The 20,446-nt window shown below is 61.1% G+C and carries 16 protein-coding genes; 11 read left to right on the forward strand and 5 right to left on the reverse strand.

From position 1 onward, the window contains the following. Positions 1-87 precede the first annotated feature (87 nt). Entirely contained in the window at positions 88-360 is a 273-nt protein-coding gene (locus tag ACXX83_RS09935) for a DUF1652 domain-containing protein (protein WP_458550175.1), read from the reverse strand. A 265-nt stretch (positions 361-625) separates the two neighbouring features. Between ACXX83_RS09935 and ACXX83_RS09940 the strand changes: the two genes are divergently transcribed. The 4 genes from ACXX83_RS09940 to ACXX83_RS09955 are packed head-to-tail and all read left to right on the forward strand — an operon-like array spanning position 626 to position 4,414. Next, complete coding sequence (locus tag ACXX83_RS09940; RefSeq protein ID WP_095966751.1) at positions 626-1,441, forward strand: helix-turn-helix transcriptional regulator; 816 nt, start codon at positions 626-628, stop codon at positions 1,439-1,441. A gap of 51 nt (positions 1,442-1,492) precedes the next feature. Then, the gene (locus ACXX83_RS09945) at positions 1,493-2,899 is read left to right on the forward strand and encodes an NAD(P)/FAD-dependent oxidoreductase (RefSeq protein ID WP_458548304.1); all 1,407 of its coding nucleotides are present in this window, start codon (positions 1,493-1,495) and stop codon (positions 2,897-2,899) included. 43 nt (positions 2,900-2,942) lie between these two features. Next, entirely contained in the window at positions 2,943-3,284 is a 342-nt protein-coding gene (locus tag ACXX83_RS09950; RefSeq protein WP_015095054.1) for a cupin domain-containing protein, read from the forward strand. A 44-nt stretch (positions 3,285-3,328) separates the two neighbouring features. Further along, complete coding sequence (locus ACXX83_RS09955; RefSeq protein WP_458548306.1) at positions 3,329-4,414, forward strand: polyamine ABC transporter substrate-binding protein; 1,086 nt, start codon at positions 3,329-3,331, stop codon at positions 4,412-4,414. 46 nt (positions 4,415-4,460) lie between these two features. Here the strand turns inward: ACXX83_RS09955 and ACXX83_RS09960 are convergent, their stop codons facing one another. Together ACXX83_RS09960 and ACXX83_RS09965 are read right to left on the reverse strand one after the other, a co-directional pair. Next, positions 4,461-5,132, reverse strand: a complete 672-nt coding sequence (locus ACXX83_RS09960; RefSeq protein ID WP_217835087.1) for an MliC family protein — start codon at positions 5,130-5,132, stop codon at positions 4,461-4,463. A 137-nt stretch (positions 5,133-5,269) separates the two neighbouring features. Further along, a complete protein-coding gene (locus ACXX83_RS09965; protein WP_095966778.1) occupies positions 5,270-5,494 on the reverse strand; it encodes a YgdI/YgdR family lipoprotein in 225 nt (74 codons plus the stop codon). Positions 5,495-5,753: 259 nt separating this feature from the next. On the opposite strand from ACXX83_RS09965, the gene ACXX83_RS09970 reads away from it, so the two are divergent. The 3 genes from ACXX83_RS09970 to ACXX83_RS09980 are packed head-to-tail and all read left to right on the forward strand — an operon-like array spanning position 5,754 to position 11,576. Then, positions 5,754-7,358 (forward strand): VRR-NUC domain-containing protein, encoded by a 1,605-nt coding sequence (locus ACXX83_RS09970; RefSeq protein WP_458550176.1) that lies wholly within the window; start codon positions 5,754-5,756, stop codon positions 7,356-7,358. Further along, the gene (locus ACXX83_RS09975; RefSeq protein WP_458548307.1) at positions 7,355-9,643 is read left to right on the forward strand and encodes an ATP-dependent DNA helicase; all 2,289 of its coding nucleotides are present in this window, start codon (positions 7,355-7,357) and stop codon (positions 9,641-9,643) included. The genes ACXX83_RS09970 and ACXX83_RS09975 overlap by 4 nt, the downstream gene beginning before the upstream one ends. A 13-nt stretch (positions 9,644-9,656) precedes the next feature. Then, a complete protein-coding gene (locus ACXX83_RS09980; protein WP_458548309.1) occupies positions 9,657-11,576 on the forward strand; it encodes a hybrid sensor histidine kinase/response regulator in 1,920 nt (639 codons plus the stop codon). On the opposite strand, the gene ACXX83_RS09985 is transcribed toward ACXX83_RS09980, so the two are convergent. Then, positions 11,554-12,915 (reverse strand): cation:proton antiporter, encoded by a 1,362-nt coding sequence (locus ACXX83_RS09985; protein ID WP_458548310.1) that lies wholly within the window; start codon positions 12,913-12,915, stop codon positions 11,554-11,556. The two genes, ACXX83_RS09980 and ACXX83_RS09985, sit on opposite strands and share 23 nt — an antisense overlap. A 407-nt stretch (positions 12,916-13,322) precedes the next feature. After that, entirely contained in the window at positions 13,323-14,477 is a 1,155-nt protein-coding gene (locus ACXX83_RS09990; protein WP_458548311.1) for a MalY/PatB family protein, read from the reverse strand. Between the two features lie 356 nt (positions 14,478-14,833). Between ACXX83_RS09990 and fdnG the strand changes: the two genes are divergently transcribed. From fdnG to fdhE, 4 genes are read left to right on the forward strand one after another with little or no spacing between them, the layout of a single operon-like run. Continuing rightward, positions 14,834-17,899, forward strand: coding sequence for a formate dehydrogenase-N subunit alpha (gene fdnG, locus ACXX83_RS09995; RefSeq protein ID WP_458548313.1), 3,066 nt, complete (start codon positions 14,834-14,836; stop codon positions 17,897-17,899). After that, positions 17,900-18,835 carry a formate dehydrogenase subunit beta gene (gene fdxH / locus ACXX83_RS10000; RefSeq protein ID WP_217835094.1) on the forward strand — a complete coding sequence of 312 codons (936 nt, stop codon included), beginning with the start codon at positions 17,900-17,902 and terminating at the stop codon, positions 18,833-18,835. After that, on the forward strand, positions 18,832-19,497 hold the full coding sequence (locus ACXX83_RS10005; protein WP_458548315.1) for a formate dehydrogenase subunit gamma: 666 nt from the start codon (positions 18,832-18,834) through the stop codon (positions 19,495-19,497). The genes fdxH and ACXX83_RS10005 overlap by 4 nt, the downstream gene beginning before the upstream one ends. 3 nt (positions 19,498-19,500) lie before the next feature. Further along, positions 19,501-20,427: a formate dehydrogenase accessory protein FdhE gene (fdhE, locus tag ACXX83_RS10010; protein WP_458548316.1), complete on the forward strand. Its 927-nt coding sequence runs from the start codon at positions 19,501-19,503 to the stop codon at positions 20,425-20,427. Positions 20,428-20,446: the final 19 nt, after the last annotated feature.

Here is a 20,446-nt window from a genome sequence, read left to right on the forward strand (position 1 = left end):
GACCATCGCGAGCAGGCTCGCTCCTACAAGGAACATCGCTCAACAAAAAGCCCACTTGATGTGGGCTTTTTTGGGAGTGGACAGGTCTCAGGCGTAACTCCTGAGGGCCTGGGGTGGAACGAAGGCTTCAAGTTCATCCTCCACCGCTTCGATTATTCGTTCTACATCCGCGGCATTCATGACGGTGGAGCAAGGAATACCGGCAATGGCGATCATGGTCTCGCCAGTGGCACGATCGAAAAGACGGGCAATCATGCTGCCCGGCGCGTCCATGCTCGCCTCGAAACCCATGGGATGAAAATGCCAGCGCATCAGCTGGCAGGCGTTTGGAAACGTGACCTTACTGAACCCTCTATTCATGTGTTGCCCGCCTTCAGTATCGAGCGCTTCCTTTAGCTCATGGTAGGAGGGAAGAACCTTCAATGGCTCAACCAGTGACAGTCTTTAAAAGTAGCATCCGAATGTGAAAAGAATGTGGTTTTTTCAGGTCGTTTGGCGATTGCCCCCCCTTTTTTTGATTCAGGTCACGCTTCCTTGATATTTGCGTCCCAGAGCCCGCATCCGTTTAGTCGTTGAAGACAAAGCGGAAGTTGGGCAAGCTCGGTTTTTTCGTTCGAGATTTTCAATGCACGCCGAGGATGATGGCCCGCTGCAAACCCAGGCCACGGGCGAGACGGTCATGCGCTATCACTTGCGCTGGAAACACCGGGATCTGGACGGCGTCATGGCGCTCTATCACCCTGAAGTCCAGTACAACGACTTTTTCCAGAACCGGGTCATGGGCCTGGCCGAATTGCGCGACTATGTTCGCAGCAGCATGCCCCGGGATCCGGATGAAGCGCTGGAGCACTCCGACCGCATTCGACTGGACGGCAACACCGCCTTCATTCAGTACCGCATCACCCTGCGCGGTGGTGAAGGACTGGTGTCGTTCCGCGCCAGCGAGGCGATCACCGTCAAGGACGGGCTGATCTGGCGGGTCAATGAATACGCTTCGCTGGTGCATGAGCAACCCGTCAGCAAAGCCACCCACAGCCAACGCCCGGCGGTCAGCCGGCTGGGCCTGTCGCCTCGCCAGTTGAGCTTCATGGCCGATGACCTGCAGCAGTATTTCCAGCGCCAGCAGCCGTATCTCGACCCGGAGCTCGACCTGCAACGGGTGGCCAAGGAGTGCGGTTACAGTCGTAACCAGATTTCCTATCTGTTGAACCAGGTGTTGGGCCAGAGCTTCTACCGCTACGTCAACCAGGCGCGCCTGCAACACTTGCTCGCGGCACTGGATGGCGCCACGCCACCGCTGCGTATCGATGAACTGGCGTTCGCCGCCGGATTCAATTCGCTGTCGGCGTTCTACAGCTGTTTCCGCCAGCACACCGGTCAGTCACCCAAGGCTTACGTCAAACAAATTTCTTTGCGTGCACGCGCGCAAGACAGCGCCTGAGCCCACGCACTAGGATCGACGCCATCGAAGTTTTCAGTGGCGGAGTCTTGCATGCCGGCGTGGCGCACTATCAGTTTGTGGATGGACCAGCTCGACGAGCCTTTGTTGGCGCGTCCGGCGCTGGAGCGGGACCTGGATGTGGACGTGGCGATCATCGGCGCGGGCTACACCGGTCTCTGGACCGCGTACTACCTCAAGCAGCACAAACCGCAGCTGAACATCGCCATTGTCGAAGCGCAGACCGCCGGTTTCGGCGCGTCGGGGCGCAATGGCGGCTGGCTGATGGGCAACTTGCTGGGTGAAGATCGTCTACTGGCCGGTTTGCCGGTCGAAGAGCGGCGCGCTTCCTACGGTTTGTTGCATGGCATTCCGGATGAAGTGGAGATTGTCCTCGAACGTGAGGGCATCGACTGCGACTTCCGTAAAGGCGGGGTGCTGTATTGCGCTGCGCGTTATCCGGAGCAGGCGACCAGCCTGCGTCACCACCTGGACGATCTCCATCGCCAGGGCCTCGACGACAACCACTATCGCTGGCTGAGCCCGGAACAACTGGCGCAGCAGATCCGCGTCGCCAAACCCTATGGCGGCATCTATGCGCCACACGTGGCGACCCTCCACCCGGCCAGGCTGGTACGCGGGCTGGCCCGGATGGTGGAGCGCCTGGGGGTCAGGATCTACGAAAACAGCCCGGTTACCCATTGGCAATCCGGCAGTCTGCGCACGGCGAAAGCGTCGGTGCGCTGTCACTGGGTCGTTCCGGCAGTAGAAGGCTACGCCGTCACCTTGCCGCCCCTGGGGCGTTATCAGATGCCGGTGCAGAGCCTGATCGTCGCGACCGAGCCGCTGTCGGCGGCCACCTGGGATGAAATCGGCCTGAGCCGTGGCCAGGCATTCAGCGAGGCCAGTCGCCAGGTGACCTACGGCCAGCGCACCGCTGACAACCGTTTGATCTTTGGCGCCCGTGGCGGCTATCAGTTCGCCGGCAAGCTGCGCCACGACTTCGAGCTGACCACGGATGAAAAAGACCTGCGGCGCTACCTGTTCGGCGAACTGTTCCCGCAGTTGAAGAACGTGCAGATCACTCATTCCTGGGGCGGCAACCTGGGCATGTCCCGGCACTTCAAGCCGCACATGCTCTGCGACCGGACCAAAGGCATCGCCTTGTCTGGCGGCTACGGCGGGGAGGGCGTTGGCGCCAGCAACCTCGGTGGACGCACGCTGGCCGACCTGATCCTGGGGCGCGACACCGATCTGGTGCGCCAGCCGTGGGTCATCCCGCAGCGGGGCCTCGACGCGCTCAGGGCCTGGGAGCCGGAACCGATCCGCTGGCTTGGCTACAACGCAATCATCCGCAGCTTTGTCCATGAGGACCAGACCCTGGCCAACCCGGCTACCGCGCCCTGGCGGCGCAAGCTGGCCAGCGGGGTGGCCGGTTTCATGGAAGGTTTCATGCACTAAACGGCGCGCTCTTCATCGACAGGCCATATCGACAGGTAATCCCATGAGCATCACGCAATTCAAACACACCGCAACCCTGAAACTGGAGGAATCCAACCCGGTCGCCGTGCCCCTCGGCACGCCCGTGGCCGTGGCTTCGACCACCAGCGTCGAACGCGACGACGGCGTCGAGACCGGCGTCTGGGAATGCACCCCGGGGCGCTGGCGGCGGCAGATCGTCGCCCAGGAATTCTGTCACTTCATCCAGGGCCGCTGCACCTTCACCCCGGACGGCGGCGAACCGCTGCACATAGAAGCGGGCGACGCACTGATGTTGCCGGCCAACAGCCTCGGGATCTGGGATATCCAGGAAACCGTGCGCAAGACCTACGTCCTGATTTTCTGATCCTTGATTGCCTGCCAACAAAAACAACCTACAGGAATCGACTCATGCTCCGAAAGACACTGACCCTGGCTCCGCTGCTGCTTGCTGCATCGATCAGTCAGGCGGCCGAAACCGTCAAAATCTATAACTGGTCGGATTACATCGCGCCGGACACCACGAAAAACTTCCAGAAAGAAACCGGCATCGGCTTCACCTACGACGTCTACGACAGCAACGAGACCCTCGATGGCAAGCTGATGACCGGCAAATCCGGGTATGACGTGGTGTTTCCGTCCAACCACTTCATGGCGCGGCAAATTGAGGGCGGCGCCCTGAAGAAGCTCGACAAGAGCCAGTTGCCGAACTGGAAAAACCTCAACCCGGTACTGCTCAAGGCCTTGCAGACCAACGATCCGGGCAACGAGCACGGCTTCCCGTACCTGTGGGGCAGCACCGGCATCGGCTACAACATTGCCAAGGTCAAGGCGGTGCTGGGCGACAACGCCCCGGTGGATTCCTGGGACTTGATTTTCAAGCCCGAGAACATGCAGAAGTTACAGAAGTGCGGCGTGGCCATCCTCGACAACGGTCCCGAACTGCTGCCGGCCGCGTTGAACTACCTCGGGCTGGCGCCTCACAGCAAGAACCCGGAAGACTACAAAAAGGCCGAAGCCTTGCTGTTGAAAGTGCGGCCCTATGTCAGCTATTTCCACTCGTCCAAGTACACCAGTGACCTGGCCAACGGCGATATCTGCGTCGCGGTCGGTTTCTCCGGCGACATCCTGCAGGCGGAAAACCGTGCCAGGGAAGCCAACAATGGTATCGACATCGGTTATGCGATTCCCAAGGAAGGCGCCGCCATCTGGTTCGACATGGTCGCGATGCCGGTCGACGCTCCGGACGAAAAGGCCGGTTACGCCTTCATGAACTATCTGCTGCGCCCGGAGGTCATGGCCAGCGTCAGCAACTACGTGCACTACGCCAATGGCAACGAAAAGGCTGACAGCCTGATCGACCCGGCGATCAAGAACGACACCAAGGTTTACCCAAGCCCGGAAATGATGGGGAAACTCTTTGCCCTGGAAGCCATGCCATTGAACATCGACCGGGTTCGCACACGCGTGTGGAACAAGATTCGCACCGGCAGCTGAGGGCCTGGTCAGGCAATCGGGACAGGATGTCCCGCTGCCATCCTTGTCAGCCGACCGGCTCGGCTGCGCAACTCATCTGGCCTGAGCCGGGTATCTGGAAAAAAACCTCATCGCCGATTTGCCAGAAGCTGTAGCTGCCTTTGTAATCCTTGCCCCTGTACTGGGTTCCGGAATTGTTCGGCACCTGGTTCAGCGTTACCGAGGAGTTGGCCCATTTGAGGAACACCACGCCCGGTTCGACCGTAAAGAAGGTCGCGGCAACCAATGCGTTGAACCCTGCGCAACGATAAGCCAAGGGGCCTTCGGAGAGCCTGCTCGGGTCCTTGGTTCTGGCAATGGCCGAACCCTGGCGCAGTTGGAACGCACGCTCGGCATAACTGGCGATGACGCACGTCTTGGCTTGCGGGCCGGCACCACACTGGTTACGCGACTCAATCCAGAACCGCTGGTCAATCTCGACTTTATTCGGGCGCGGCACTGAATGTTCGTCGGTGAGCGCCAGGCGATAAAGACGATCGAGTTCCAGGTCCATGCGCGCCAGCTGAGCGTCGTGACAGATAAGCTTTTCGGTGGATGCCTGGGGCGTGGTGCAATCGAAACTGGTTTTGTAAGTTGGCAAGGGTTTTGGCTTTGCCTTTGTCGCTGCGTCACAAAGGCTCGCCGTCACGCACGCGCTGACGGCGAGCACAGAGGCCAGAAGTGGCATGACCATTTTCATTTCGGCGTCACCTGAGTCTATGCGTGATGCCCGTATTGCAACGCCTGTGTCCAAGCGTTGCACATTCATTCGGTCGCACGGGGTCTATCGAGTGTAAGGCAGTGCTCGAAACCTGCCACATCGTGCCAGGAGAAACGTCAGTCTTCCTCGCGAATCGTCGCCACTTCGTCGGCCCTGACTTTCACCATCGCTCCCGAAATGTCCTCGAACTCAAAGAATCCGTCCTTGGTTTTGGTCTTCGGCATGTCCTTGGTCAGGTACTGAGTGCCGTTCTGCAGGGTCACCACCGTTGGCGTCGAGCAGCCGGCCAGCATCAGCAGGGCCGCGACGGCCAGGGGCAAGCCCAAAGTCTTGATGTCCATGATCACCTCCCGTTCGTTGTGAGGCAGTGCCATCCATTCGCGCCTGTCACTGCATGCCTATGGCGGTTGGTGCCGCCAGGGGGCAGAAAGTTCTACTGCCCGGGAAATATTCCGTACAGCGCCTCCATTTATCCTTTTCCGATTGCACCGGGCAGGGTGGAACTGGTATCTGTACGCATAACCAGTACTCGCTTGCCATGGCCCATTTCCTGTGACCGCAAATCCCCTCGACGATCCGTTCTACTACTTGAACAACTTCATGCAAGTGCTTGATTGGCTTGAGCAGCGCTTTGCCGATGTACTGAGCGTCGACGAGCTGCGATTCATTAATGAGTTTAAGCGGTTGCCCCGTGAATCGCAGGCACTGCTGGTCAGAATGGTCATGCGCAAGGGCATTCATTTCAGGGCCGGCAAACTGCATTACGACGAAATCGGCGATATCCCCGGCGCCGTCGGCCCGCTGTTGACACTCGGTTGGGTCGATGAGCGCATGCCGCTGGCGGTCGAGGAACTGTTCGAACTGCTGCTCAAGGGTGAAATCCTCCAGACCTTTGGCTCCGTCATCGATCAACCCAAAGGCAGGAAAACCGATTGGCTGCCAGCACTGAGCGAACAGTTTCCCCAGGCGCAAAGCTTCAACGACTGGTGCCCGTGGCTGGATGAACGCCTGCTCAGCCTGACCATCATGGAATTGTGCGATCGCCTGCGCCTGATGTTCTTCGGCAACCTGTATCAGGACTGGTCGGAGTTCGTGCTGGCCGACCTGGGTATCTACACCTATGAAAAAGTCGAATTCAGCGCCGAGTCCCGCGGCTTGCGCAGCCGCGAAGACGTGGATGCCTGTGTCCTCCTGCACGCGTACCAGCAACAATTCGAAGCCGGTGAAACGCTGGAAGAGGTGGCCGGGCGCATCAAGGCTCTGGCGCTGGACAATCCCTGGTTGCAACGCCGACGCGGCAAGCTGCTGTTCCAGATGGGCCAGTATTGCGAACGCATCGCGGATTTCGCCATGGCCCTGGATCTCTACCGTGAATGCGCTTATCCGGGTGCGCGGGCGCGGCTCATTCGCGTGCTGGAGCGCAGCGGGGAGTTCGAGTTGGCGCTGGATCTGGCCGAACAGGCCGAACAGGCACCGGAGAGTGCCGCCGAACACCAGCAGTTGCACCGCGTGCTGCCGCGCCTGCGGCGCAAGCTCGGCGGGCCGCCCATCAAGCGGGCGGCGCCTCGGGAAATGCAGCGTCTGGACCTGCAATTACCAAGAGTCGATCCGGCAGTGTCGGTCGAGTTTTACGTTCAGGCGCATCTGGCTGAGGATTCGGCACCGATCCACTACGTCGAAAACAGCCTGATCAACTCGCTGTTCGGCCTGCTGTGCTGGCCCGCGATCTTCGCGCCTTTGCCGGGTGCGTTTTTTCACCCGTTCCAGCGCGGGCCGGTGGATTTGCTCAGCGAGGACTTCCAGGCCCGCCGGGCCGAACTGTTCCAGGCCTGCCTGGCCGAACTCGAAGACGGGCGCTACCGGCAGACCATTCGCCAGCGTTATGCCGCCAAGTGGGGCGTGCAGTCGCCGTTCGTGTTCTGGAGTGTGCTCAGCGAAGAGTTGCTGGAGCAAGCCCTCGAATGCCTCCCCGCCGAGCATCTCAAGCACTGGTTCAATCGCCTCTTGCTGGACATCAAGGCCAATCGCGCCGGCATGCCGGACCTGATCCAGTTCTGGCCGCAGCAAAAGACCTACCGCATGATCGAAGTCAAGGGCCCGGGCGATCGCCTGCAGGACAACCAGTTGCGCTGGCTGGAGTTCTGTCACGAACACCAGATGCCCATCGCCGTGTGCTACGTGCAATGGGCGGAGCAGGACGCTTGAGCTACAGCATTGCGGTGCGGGCGCTGTGCGAGTTCACCGCCAAGGCCGGCGACCTCGACCTGCGCTTCACGCCGTCACCCACCGCGCTGGAGGGCATTGTCGGGCACCGCACGGTGGCCTCGCGGCGCAGCGAGGGTTACCAAAGTGAAGTCGCCCTTGAGGGCCAGTTTCAGACCCTGACGGTCAAGGGCAGGGCGGATGGCTATGATCCGGGGCAAAACTGCCTGGAAGAGGTCAAGACCTACCGCGGTGACTTGAGCAAACAACCGGCCAACCACCGTCAGTTGCATTGGGCCCAGGCGAAAATCTACGGCTGGTTGATGTGCCGCCAACTGGATCTGCCCCGGATCAACCTGGCGCTGGTGTATTTCGACATCGTCAGCGAAAAGGAAACCTGCCTGGTCGAGCCCTACGAGGCCGCGCAGCTGCAACAGTTCTTCGACCAGCATTGCGGGCGCTTCCTGCAATGGGCGCAACAGGAAGTCGTCCACCGTGACGGGCGCAATCTCGCGGCGCAGCGCCTGGCCTTTCCCCACGCCGATTTTCGGCCGGGGCAGCGCCATCTGGCCGAGTCGGTGTTCAAGGCCGTCAGCACAGGGCGCTGCCTGATGGCGCAGGCACCCACGGGAATCGGCAAGACCCTGGGCACCCTGTTTCCCATGCTCAAGGCTCTGGCACCGCAGCAACTGGACAAAGTGTTCTTCCTGACAGCGAAAACCCCGGGACGCAAGCTGGCCCTGGACGCCGCGCAAGTGCTGCTGGCCAGCGCCGATGCGCCACCGTTGCGGGTGCTGGAAATGATTGCCCGGGACAAGGCCTGCGAACATCCGGACAAAGCCTGCCACGGTGAGTCCTGCCCGCTGGCCCGGGGTTTCTACGATCGCCTGCCGGCCGCACGGCAGGCGGCCAGTCAACTGAGCCTGCTGGACCAGGGCGCCTTGCGCGAGGTTGCCCTGGCACACGATGTCTGTCCCTATTACCTGAGCCAGGAAATGGCGCGATGGGCCGACGTGGTGGTTGCCGACTACAACTATTACTTCGATTTCAGCGCCTTGCTGTTCGGTCTGGCCCAGGCCAATCACTGGAAGGTCGCGGTGCTGGTCGACGAAGCTCACAACCTGGTGGAGCGCGGCCGGCAGATGTACAGCGCCAGCCTCGATCAGGCGACCTTCAACGCTGTGCGCAAAACCGCACCCGAGGTGCTTAAAAAGCCGATGCAGCGAATCAACCGCGAGTGGAATGCCCTGCATGACGTGCAAACCGGCGCCTATCAAGCCTATGACAAGGCGCCGGAAAAGCTGCTTCAGGCACTGTCATCGTGCAGCGCCAGCATCGGTGACTACCTGAACGATCACCCGCAAGGGCTGGACAGAGCACTGCAAGGCTTCTACTTCGACATGCTGCAGTTCTGCCGGGTGGCCGAACTGTTCGATGGGCAGTTCCTGTTCGACATCAGCAAGCGCGACCTCGAACGCAAGCGCAATCTCTCGCAACTTTGCCTGCGCAACGTGGTACCCGCAGGGTTCATCCGCCCGCGCCTGACTGCCGCGCGCAGCACGGTGCTGTTTTCCGCGACCCTCAGCCCAAGGCACTATTACGCCGATTTACTGGGGACGCCGGCGGATACGGTGTGCATCGACGTCGAGTCGCCGTTTCATGCCGATCAACTGCAGGTGCACATCGTCAACCAGATCTCCACGCGGTTCGTGCACCGCCAGTCCTCTCTCGAACCGATCGTGGACCTGATCGCCAGGCAGTTCTGCAAGCGCCCCGGCAATTACCTGGCGTTTTTCAGCAGTTTCGAATATTTGCAGCAGGTGGCGCAGCTACTCGCCGAGAAACATCCGCACATCAGCCTGTGGTCGCAGTCCCGAGGCATGGGTGAGGCGCAACGCCAGCAGTTTCTCGACCAATTCCACGCCGACGGCCAGGGGGTCGGCTTTGCGGTATTGGGAGGGGCCTTTGGTGAAGGCATCGATTTGCCCGGTGCCAGGTTGATCGGTGCATTTATCGCCACCTTGGGGCTGGCCCAACTCAATCCGGTAAACGAGCAACTGAAACGGCGCATGGCCGCTATCTTTGGCGCCGGTTACGACTACACCTATCTGTTTCCCGGTGTACAGAAAGTGGTGCAGGCCGCCGGACGGGTCATCCGTACGCAACAGGATCAAGGAGTAGTGATGTTGATCGATGACCGTTTTGGCGAGAGCAAGGTCAAACAATTGTTGCCGCGTTGGTGGGCTGTCCAAATTCCCGGTATGACGCATACTCCAGAAAAACAATGAGGCGGTGGGATCAATGAGCGAAGATCGAACCAAGGTCAGTGCCATCGAAGACGGTCGTTTCCGGCTATTGATCGATGCGGTGATCGACTATGCGATCTACATGATTGATCCGGACGGCGTCATTACCAGCTGGAATGCCGGCGCCAGGCGTTTCAAGGGGTATGAGGAGGCCGAGATCCTCGGTGAGCATTTCTCGCGCTTCTACACCGATGACGATCGCCGTGCCGGCTTGCCCCAGCAGACACTGGACACGGCGCTTGGTGAAGGGCGTTTCGAGGGCGAAGGCTGGCAGGTGCGCAAGGACGGCACCCATTTCTGGTCCCATGTGGTCATCGATCCGATCTTCGACCCGTCGGGCACCTTGCTGGGTTTCGCCAAGATCACCCGCGACCTGACCGATCGCCGGGTGGCCGAGGAAATCCTCAAGCAAAGCGAGCAGCAGTTCCGCCTGCTGGTGCAGAGCGTTACCGACTATGCGATCTACATGCTTTCGCCGGACGGACGCGTGAGCAACTGGAACCTTGGTGCCCAGCGCATCAAGGGTTACTTGCCGGAAGAAGTCATTGGCCAGCATTTTTCGATCTTCTATACCCCGGAGGATCGCGAAGCCCGCGAGCCACAAAGGACGCTGGACATCGCCAAGCGTGAAGGGCGCTTTGAAAACAAGGGCTGGCGGATGCGCAAGGACGGTACGCGGTTCCTCGCCCACGTCATCGTCGATCCGATCTGGGGCGACACCGGCACCTTGCTCGGTTTTGCCAAGATTACCCGTGATATCACTGACGTCACGCAAGCGCAGCAGGTGCTGGAGCAAACCCGGGAGGCCTTGTTCCAGGCGCAGAAAATGCAGGCCATCGGCCAGCTCAGTGGTGGCATCGCTCACGATTTCAATAACCTGCTGACGGTGATCCTCGGCAATCTGGAAATCGTGCGCAAACGGGTGACGGATAACCCCAAATTAACCCGCTTGATCGACAACGCTACCCAGGGTGCCTTGCGCGGCGTTTCCCTGACCCAGCGCATGCTGGCGTTTGCCCGACGCCAGGAACTCAAGTCGGAACCTGTGCGGATACCGGCCTTGGTGGAAGGCATTTCCGGGCTGTTGCGCAGTTCCCTGGGGCCTTCGGTGAAAATCGAAACTCGCTTTCCCGAAGATCTCGAACCGGTGCTGGCGGACCTCAATCAGCTGGAACTGGCCGTACTGAACCTGGCCACCAACGCCCGTGACGCCATGCCCAACGGCGGGACCATCAGCTTCAGCGCCAGAAACCGTGAAGTGACCGACACAGCCACCTCATCCCTGGCCCCGGGGTGCTACGTCTGCCTGAGCATTGCCGATACCGGCGAGGGCATGGATGAAACCACGCTGGTCTCGGCGATGGACCCGTTTTTCACCACCAAGGGCGTGGGTAAAGGCACGGGCCTGGGGTTGTCGATGGTTCACGGTTTTATTGAACAACTGGGCGGACGGTTCATCCTCAAAAGCCAGAAGGACCATGGCACGACCGCCGAACTCTGGTTGCCGGTCGCCACCGGTGATTCGCCCGTGCAACCGGTCGCCGAAACGCCGGCCGTGACAGGGCCTGGCCTGAGCGTATTGGTGGTGGACGATGACAGCCTGGTGTTGACCAGCACCTGCCTGCTGCTCGAGGACCTCGGGCATCGGGTCATCAGTGCGCCTTGCGGTGCCAGGGCGCTGGAACTGTTCAACAGTGAACCGCAGATCGATCTGGTCATCACCGACATGGCCATGCCACAGATGAGTGGAGCACAACTGGCCAATGCCATCAGGAGCATGCGACCGGACGTGCCGATCATCCTCGCCACCGGTTATGCCGAGCGGCTGGAAGGCTTTGCCGCTCATCTGCCGCGTTTGCCGAAACCTTTTACCCAACTCAACCTGGTGGAAATCATTGCCTTGGCGATGAAGTGACGTGGCGGTTGTGCTGTTCATAGCGGGCAAGCATTGGCTGGGTGCTGATGCCGTGGACCAGAATGCTCAGGGCCACCACCGAGAGCGTCAAGTCGGTACACAAGGTGGCCACCGAAGGCAACAGATCGTGGTTCAAGGCGTAGAACAGGTAGTAGAAACTGCCGATGCCGCGAATGCCGAACCAGCCGATCAACCAGCGCTGCGGGCCATTGAGCAGCGAACCCCAGGGCATCAGCCAGACTGCTAGCGGGCGAATCATCCCGAACAGCACCAGTGCGAGCACCAGAGCCCGCCAGTCCCAGTGTGCAACCAGCACGACCCCGAGCAAGGTGACCAGAAACACTTCCATGGCCCGTTCCACCAGGCTGCCGAACGATAGCATGTCGCCCATCATGATTCCGGCAGCGACTTGCGTGTCTTCCAGGTGGTCCACATTGCCGGCCACGGCCGCTTCGGGTTCGACATGCTGGTGACCGACCACCGCCTGGACCAGATGTTCGGCTGGTGCCTGGGTGTCACCGCTTGTCTTGACCTCGGCCTGGCGCAAGCCCAGGCCGGCGGCAAACACCGAGAGAAACCCGTAGCCCTGAATGGTTTCGGCCACGACATAGGCCAGTGCGATCAGGGCCAGGGCCAGGTAATCATTGGGTGAGAAGGTGCTGTCGGCGTTCTTGATGCGCATGAACAAGGTCAGGCGGCCTATGCCGCGCCCCATCCAGTAACCGGTCAGCAGTCCGGCGGGCACGGCCCATAGCAGACTCTTGAGGATCCAGTCGTCGAGCCAGGCACCTGTATTGTCGCTGTGTTGCAGAAACAACAAGCCGAGGATCACGAAGGGGAATGCAATGCCATCGTTGAAACCGGCTTCACCGGTTAGCCCGAACCTGACCGGGTCGTAATCCCTGGCATCGCTGACCTGTACCAGAGAGGCCAGGACCGGATCGGTGGGCGCCAGAATCGACCCGATCAATAGCGACGGCCCCCACGGGAACCCAAACCCGAAATGCAGCAACAGGCTTACACCGGCAATGGTCAGGATCATCACCGGTCCCGCCAGGGCAAATGCCACCCGCCATCGGCAATCGCCCAGGGGCAGGCGCAACTTCAACCCGCAGACAAACAGCGAAAAAAGTACCGCTACTTCCGATAGATGCTCCATCCAGAAGGCGGCATCCTTGACATCCAGCCTGAGCAAACCCAGGCCCGCCGGACCGATGGCGACGCCCAGTACCAGACACACCGCCGACGTGGTGACCGGCATCCAGCGCAGGTACGACGAAGTCAGTGCCAGCGTCAGCAACACAGCCCCCAACACCGCCACCCAGGTAATGAAGCTCATGGTCAGGATCCCAAAAAACAACCGCCAGTGCAGGGCTATAGGTTGTTGAGCATCGCAGGCTTGGGTCGGTTCAATTTTTCAGAGAGGCACAGAATCGGCTTGCCGCCCTGTGGGAGCGAGCCTGCTCGCGAAGGCGCGGTGTCAGGCGACGACATTGCCGACCGACAGGACGCCATCGCGAGCAAGCTCGCTCCCACAAGGGGGATAGGTATGGCAGGAGGGCTAGGTCAGGCCTTGAGATGGCGCAAACTGCGCTCCATCCGCGCGATGCAGATGACTTGTAGGAGCGAGCTTGCTCGCGACGGACGTAAACGATAACGCGTTCTGTCTGAATAAACGCGTTGCGCTGGCGTTCATCGCGGGCAAGCCCGCTCCCACAGGGATCCGGGTTGTTGTTGAGGGGCGAATCAGGCCTTGAGATGGCGCAAGCTGCGCTCCATCCGCGCGATACCTTCTTCAAGCAGCGAGCGTGGGCAGCCGAAATTCAGGCGCACGAACTGCTTGCAGTCATCGCCGAAGTCCAGGCCGGCGCTCAAGCCGACCCTGGCCTGTTCGAGGAAGAACTGCTGCGGGTCGTCCAGCCCCAGTGCCGTGCAGTCGAGCCACGCCAGGTAGGTGCTTTGCGGCAGGTTCATGGTGATGCCCGGCAGGCGGGTGCGTACCGCTTCGGCGAGAAAGTCGCGGTTGCCTTGCAGGTAGATCTTCAGTTCGGCCAGCCATGGCGTGGCTTCGCTGTAGGCGACGCGGGTGGCTTCCATGCCCAGCGGATTGACGCTGTCGACCATGCCGCAACGGGCGTGGTTGACCTTCTCGCGCAGGTGGCGGTCCTGGATGATCATGAACGAGGTCTTCAGGCCGGCGATGTTGTAGGCCTTGCTCGCCGACATCAGCGTGATGGTGCGCTGGGCGACTTGCGGGCTCAGCGTGGCCATCGGAATGTGCTGGCGGCCGTCGAAGCACAACTCGGCGTGGATCTCATCGGAAATGATCCAGGCATCATGTTCAAGGCAAATGTCGGCAATGGCTTGCAGCTCTGCGCGGGGGAAGGCTTTGCCCAGCGGGTTATGCGGGTTGCTCAGCAGCAGTGCACCACCGCCTTGCAGCGACTGGCTCAGGGTATCCAGCGGCGTGCTGTAGGTGCCGTCGGCTTGCGCATCGAAATTCAGCTCGACCTTGTTAAGGCCCCAATGTCCGGGTGCGTGGCGCAGCGGCGGGTAGTTCGGCACCTGCACAACGACGTTCTGTTGCGATTGCACCAGGGCCTTCAACGCCATGTTGAAGCCCGACTCGACGCCCGGCAGGAAAATCAGCTCCTGGGGCTCGACACGCCAGGCGTATTTGTTCCAGAGGTCGGCAACGATAGCCTCGCGCAGATCATCCTGGGCCACGCTGTAACCGACCATCGGGTGTTCCAGTCGTTTTTGCAGGGCCTGGATGATCACCGGCGGCGCGGCGAAATCCATGTCGGCAACCCACATCGGCAACACGTCCGCCGGGTAGCGGCTCCACTTGGTACTGCCGGTATTGTGGCGGTCGAACACCTGATCAAAATCGAAAGTCATGCGCAAATCTCGTAAAGGCCGGTTAATCATGCCGACCATGATAAGCGCCAACCCCCTGTAGGAGCGAGCTTGCTCGCGATGACTGACACCACACCCCCTGTGGGAGCGGGCTTGCCCGCGAAGGGGCCGGCAGATCCAGCATGAGTGTTGGCTGACACTACGCCTTCGCGGGCAAGCCCGCTCCCACAGGTTTTGTGCCAATAGCCGGGCGCGCCGACTAACGCCCGACGGTCGGGTTTCATCGCAGATTCGACAGCATTGACTAAAGTTCAACTGTCGGCAGCCAGACTGCCGCTACCGTGGTTGTTCGAAAAAGCCCGGCCATGTACCGGGTTCCACCTGATCAGGAGTGCACGATGGATCTCAGCCGTCGTCAGTTCTTCAAGGTCGCCGGTATCGGCCTTGCAGGCTCTAGCCTGGGTGCGTTGGGCATGGCCCCGACGCTTGCCTTTGCCGAACAGGTGCGTCATTTCAAGCTCGCCCACACCCATGAAACCCGCAACACCTGCCCGTATTGCTCGGTCGGTTGCGGCTTGATCATGTACAGCCAGGGCGATACGGCAAAGAATGTCGCGCAAAACATCATCCACATCGAAGGTGACGCCGACCACCCGGTCAACCGCGGCACCCTGTGCCCCAAAGGCGCGGGCCTGCTGGATTTCATTCACAGTCCCGGCCGCCTGCAATACCCGCAGGTGCGCAAGCCCGGCAGCACCGAGTGGACGCGCATCTCCTGGGATGAAGCCCTCGATCGCGTCGCCAACCTGATGAAGGCCGACCGCGACGCCAACTTCATCGAGAAGAACGAGCAGGGGCAAACGGTGAACCGCTGGCTGACCACCGGTTTCCTCGCGGCATCGGCGGCGTCCAATGAAGCGGGCTACATCACCCACAAGGTGGTGCGCAGCCTCGGCATGCTGGGGTTCGATAACCAGGCGCGTGTCTGACACGGCCCGACGGTGGCAAGTCTTGCCCCGACGTACGGCCGTGGTGCCATGACCAATACCTGGACCGATATCGCCAACGCGAATCTGGTTCTGGTGATGGGCGGCAACGCAGCAGAAGCGCACCCGTGCGGCTTCAAATGGGTGACCGAAGCCAAGGCGCACAACAAGGCGCGGCTGATCGTGGTCGACCCGCGTTTTACCCGCACGGCCTCGGTGGCCGACTATTACGCGCCGATCCGTACCGGCACCGACATTGCCTTCATGGGCGGGCTGATCAACTACCTGCTGACCGAGGACAAGATCCAGCACGAGTACGTGCGTAACTACACCGACGTGTCGTTCATCGTCAAAGCCGGCTATGGCTTCGAGGACGGGATTTTCAGCGGCTATGACGCGGCCAAGCGCCTCTATACCGACAAATCCGGCTGGGGCTACGAAATCGGTGAAGACGGCTTTGCCAAGGTCGACCCGACCCTGCAGGATCCGCGCTGCGTCTATCAGTTGATGAAGCAGCATTACAGCCGTTACACCAAGGAACTGGCGAGCCAGATCTGCGGCATGCCGGTCGATGCCATGCAGAAAATCTGGGAGGAAATCGCCACTTGCTCGCAACCGGGCAAGACCATGACCATCCTCTATGCACTGGGCTGGACCCAGCACTCGATTGGCGCGCAGATCATCCGCAGCGCGGCGATGGTGCAACTGCTGCTGGGCAACGTCGGCATGCCGGGCGGCGGCGTGAACGCCTTGCGCGGGCACTCCAACATCCAGGGGCTGACCGACCTGGGGCTGTTGTCCAATTCACTGCCGGGCTACCTCACGCTACCTGGCGATGCCGAACAGGATTACAACGCCTACATCGCCAAGCGTACGCAGAAGCCGTTGCGCCCGGGGCAACTGTCCTACTGGCAGAACTACAGCAAGTTCCACGTCAGCCTGATGAAATCCTGGTACGGCGCCAACGCCACCGTCGAGAACAACTGGGCTTACGAGTACCTGCCGAAACTGGACATCCCTCAATACGACATCCTCAAGGTGTTCGACCTGATGGGGCAAGGCAAGGTAAACGGCTACATGTGCCAGGGCTTCAACCCGATCGCCGCGCTGCCCGATAAAAACCGCGTGATGGCGGCGCTGGCCAAGCTTAAATGGCTGGTGGTGATGGACCCGCTGGCCACTGAGACTTCCGAGTTCTGGCAAAAGGTTGGGCCGTACAACGACGTGAACAGCGCCGACATCCAGACCGAAGTGATCCGCCTGCCCACCACCTGTTTTGCCGAGGAAGACGGTTCGCTGGTCAACAGCAGCCGCTGGCTGCAATGGCACTGGAAAGGCGCCGACGGCCCCGGCGAAGCGCGCACCGACGTACGGATCATGAGCGAATTGTTCCTGCGTCTGCGCCAGCGTTATCAGGCCGATGGCGGCGCGTACCCCGACCCGCTGCTCAAGTTGGCGTGGCCGTACAAGATCGCCGACGAACCTTCGCCGGAGGAACTGGCCAAGGAGATCAACGGCTCGGCGACTACCGACTTCACCGACGCCACCGGCGCGGCGATCAAGGCCAACGCGCAACTGGCCGGTTTCGGCCAGCTCAAGGATGACGGCAGTACGGCCTCCGGTTGCTGGATTTTCTGTGGCAGCTGGACCGAACTGGGCAACCAGATGGCCCGCCGCGACAATAACGACCCGTACGGCATGCACCAGCATCAGGGCTGGGCCTGGGCCTGGCCGGCCAACCGGCGGATTCTCTACAACCGCGCCTCGGCGGACCTGCAAGGCAAACCGTGGGATCCGAAAAAACGCCTGGTGTGGTGGAACGGCAAAGCCTGGGCCGGCACCGATGTGCCGGACTACAAGGCCGACGTGCCGCCGGAAGCCGGGATGAACCCGTTCATCATGAACCCCGAAGGCGTGGCGCGATTCTTCGCCGTCGACAAGATGAACGAAGGTCCGTTTCCCGAGCACTACGAGCCGTTCGAGACACCGATCGGCATCAATCCGCTGCACCCGCAAAACAAGAAAGCCACCAGCAACCCGGCAGCACGGATCTTCGATTCGGTCTGGGACACCCTCGGCGTGGCCAAGGATTACCCGTACGCCGCCACCAGTTACCGGCTGACCGAGCATTTCCACTTCTGGAGCAAGCATTGCAAGCTCAACGCAATTACCCAACCGGAGCAATTCGTCGAGATCGGCGAAGTGCTGGCCAAGGAAAAAGGCATAGTCGCAGGCGATAGGGTACGGGTCAGCAGCAAGCGTGGCTTCATTGAAGCGGTGGCGGTGGTGACCAAGCGGATTCGTCCGCTGCAGGTCAACAACCAGGTGGTGCACCAGATCGGCATTCCCCTGCACTGGGGCTTTACCGGGCTCACACGGCACGGTTACCTGACCAACACCCTGGTGCCGTTCCTCGGCGATGGCAACACACAGACCCCGGAATCCAAGTCATTCCTGGTCAACGTGGAGAAAGTCTAAATGGCCAGCCAAGACATCATTGCCCGCTCGGCCACCACCACACCCGCGCCCTCGGTGCGCGGCATGGAGGAAGTCGCCAAGCTGATCGATACCACCAAATGCATCGGCTGCAAGGCCTGCCAGGTTGCCTGCTCGGAATGGAACGATCTGCGCGATGAGGTCGGCCATAACCACGGCACCTACGACAACCCGCAGGACCTCAGCGCGGAAACCTGGACGCTGATGCGATTCACCGAGCACGAGACCGATGCCGGCAACCTGGAATGGCTAATCCGCAAGGACGGCTGCATGCACTGCGCCGAGCCCGGTTGCCTGGCGGCATGCCCCAGCCCCGGGGCGATCATCAAGCACGCCAACGGCATCGTCGATTTCGATCAGGACCACTGCATCGGCTGCGGTTACTGCATTACCGGGTGTCCGTTCAACATTCCACGGATCTCGCAAAAGGATCACAAGGCCTACAAGTGCACCCTGTGCTCGGACCGGGTGGCGGTCGGGCTGGAACCGGCCTGCGTGAAAACCTGCCCGACCGGTGCCATCGTGTTCGGCTCCAAAGACGACATGAAGGAGCACGCCGCCGAACGCATCGTCGATCTCAAAAGCCGCGGCTTTGAAAACGCCGGCCTGTACGACCCCGAAGGCGTTGGCGGCACCCACGTGATGTACGTGCTGCACCATGCCGATACGCCAAGAGTGTACGCGGGCTTGCCCGATCACCCGGCGATCAGCCCGTTGGTAGGGCTGTGGAAAGGCATCAGTAAACCCCTGGCGCTGCTGGCCATGGGCGCGGCGGTGCTGGCCGGGTTCTTCCACTACGTGCGGGTCGGCCCGCAAATCGTCGAAGAGGATGAACATCCCGAGCCACCGGACAACGCCGTGCACGAAGTCGATCCGTCGGTGCATACCTTCGATCCCCGTGGGGAGGGCAGGCCATGAGCAACAAGACGATCCTGCGCTACACCAGCAACCAGCGCACCAATCACTGGCTGGTGGCGATTCTGTTCCTCATGGCGGGGCTGTCCGGTCTGGCGCTGTTCCACCCGGCATTGTTCTGGCTGAGCAACCTGTTCGGCGGCGGGCCATGGACACGCATCCTGCACCCGTTCATGGGCGTGCTGATGTTCCTGCTGTTCCTTGGCCTGGTGTTTCGCTTCTGGCGCGCCAACTACTTCATCGCCAACGATCGCCTGTGGCTCAAGCGCATCGACCGGGTGATGAAAAACGAAGAGGAGGGCGTCCCGCCCATCGGCAAATACAACCCCGGGCAGAAGCTGCTGTTCTGGACTTTACTGCTGTGCATGCTGGTGCTGTTGTTCAGCGGGCTGGTGATCTGGCGTGCCTACTTCAGCGAGTATTTCGGCATCACCGCGATACGCTGGGCGATGTTGCTGCATGCGCTGGCCGGTTTCGTGCTGATCCTGAGCATCATCGTGCACATCTACGCCGGTATCTGGATCAAAGGCTCGGTCAGCGCCATGGTGCACGGCCGGGTCAGCCGCGCCTGGGCCAGGAAGCACCACGAACTCTGGTATCGCCAAGTGACTCAAGATGAGACCCGCGACGAAGCGCCTACGCGACCGATCACTAAAAAGGGCTGACATTTGCCAACCATCCTCGAACCTGGAGAAATCGAAGCGGCGGCCAGTTCGCCGCCGTTTCTGTACCTGCCACCGCCCAACCTGTTCAGCCTGCGCGCCCAACGTCTGGAAGCGTTGGCCGAAGGGCACCCGCTGGCCGATTACCTGCGCCTGATTGCCGGGTTGTGCCGGGTGCAGCAACAGGTGCTGGACGATCCGCCGCCTGGCGAGCCTCTGGACCGGCAGCGCATCGAATTGTGCCAGCAGCACGGCTTGCCGCCCTTTGCGGCCGACAGCCTGGCGCGCGAAGACGACTGGCAGCTTTACCTCGATGCCTTGTTGCAGCGCTATGGCGCACCGCCACAATCCGCCGTGGCCGATGCCGTGGACACCTTGCGCCTGGCCGGTGCCGGGCAACGCCGCGCCTGGGCGGTGGCACTGGTCAGCGGCCAGTATTCTCTGGTACCGGCGGCGCTGGTGCCGTTTCTCGGTGCGGCGCTGCAAACGGCCTGGAGCCACTGGCTGTTGAGTACGCCGAACCTGGCACTGACTCCCGGCGACAGCCTCAGCCAGTGCCCGGCCTGCGGCTCGCCGGCCATGGCCGGGGTCATCCGCCATCGCGGCAAGCACAATGGCTTGCGTTATCTGGTCTGTTCGTTGTGTGCCTGCGAGTGGCACGTGGTGCGGGTCAAGTGCGTGTATTGCGAGCAGAGCAAGGGCCTGGAATACCTCAGCCTTGAAGATGATCGCCATGCCGCCAACCAGGCGCCGTTGCGCGCCGAAGTCTGCCCCGGTTGCAACAGCTATCTGAAGTTGCTCTACCTGGAAAACGACGCGCATGCCGAAGCGTTGTCGGCAGACCTGTCCAGCCTGATGCTCGACATGCGCCTGGCCCAGGACGGTTATCAGCGCCTGGCGCCGAATCTGCTGCTGGCGCCGGGAGACGAATAAACGCAGCGTCTACACTCTG

It is taken from the genome of Pseudomonas sp. GNP012, assembly GCF_054343835.1.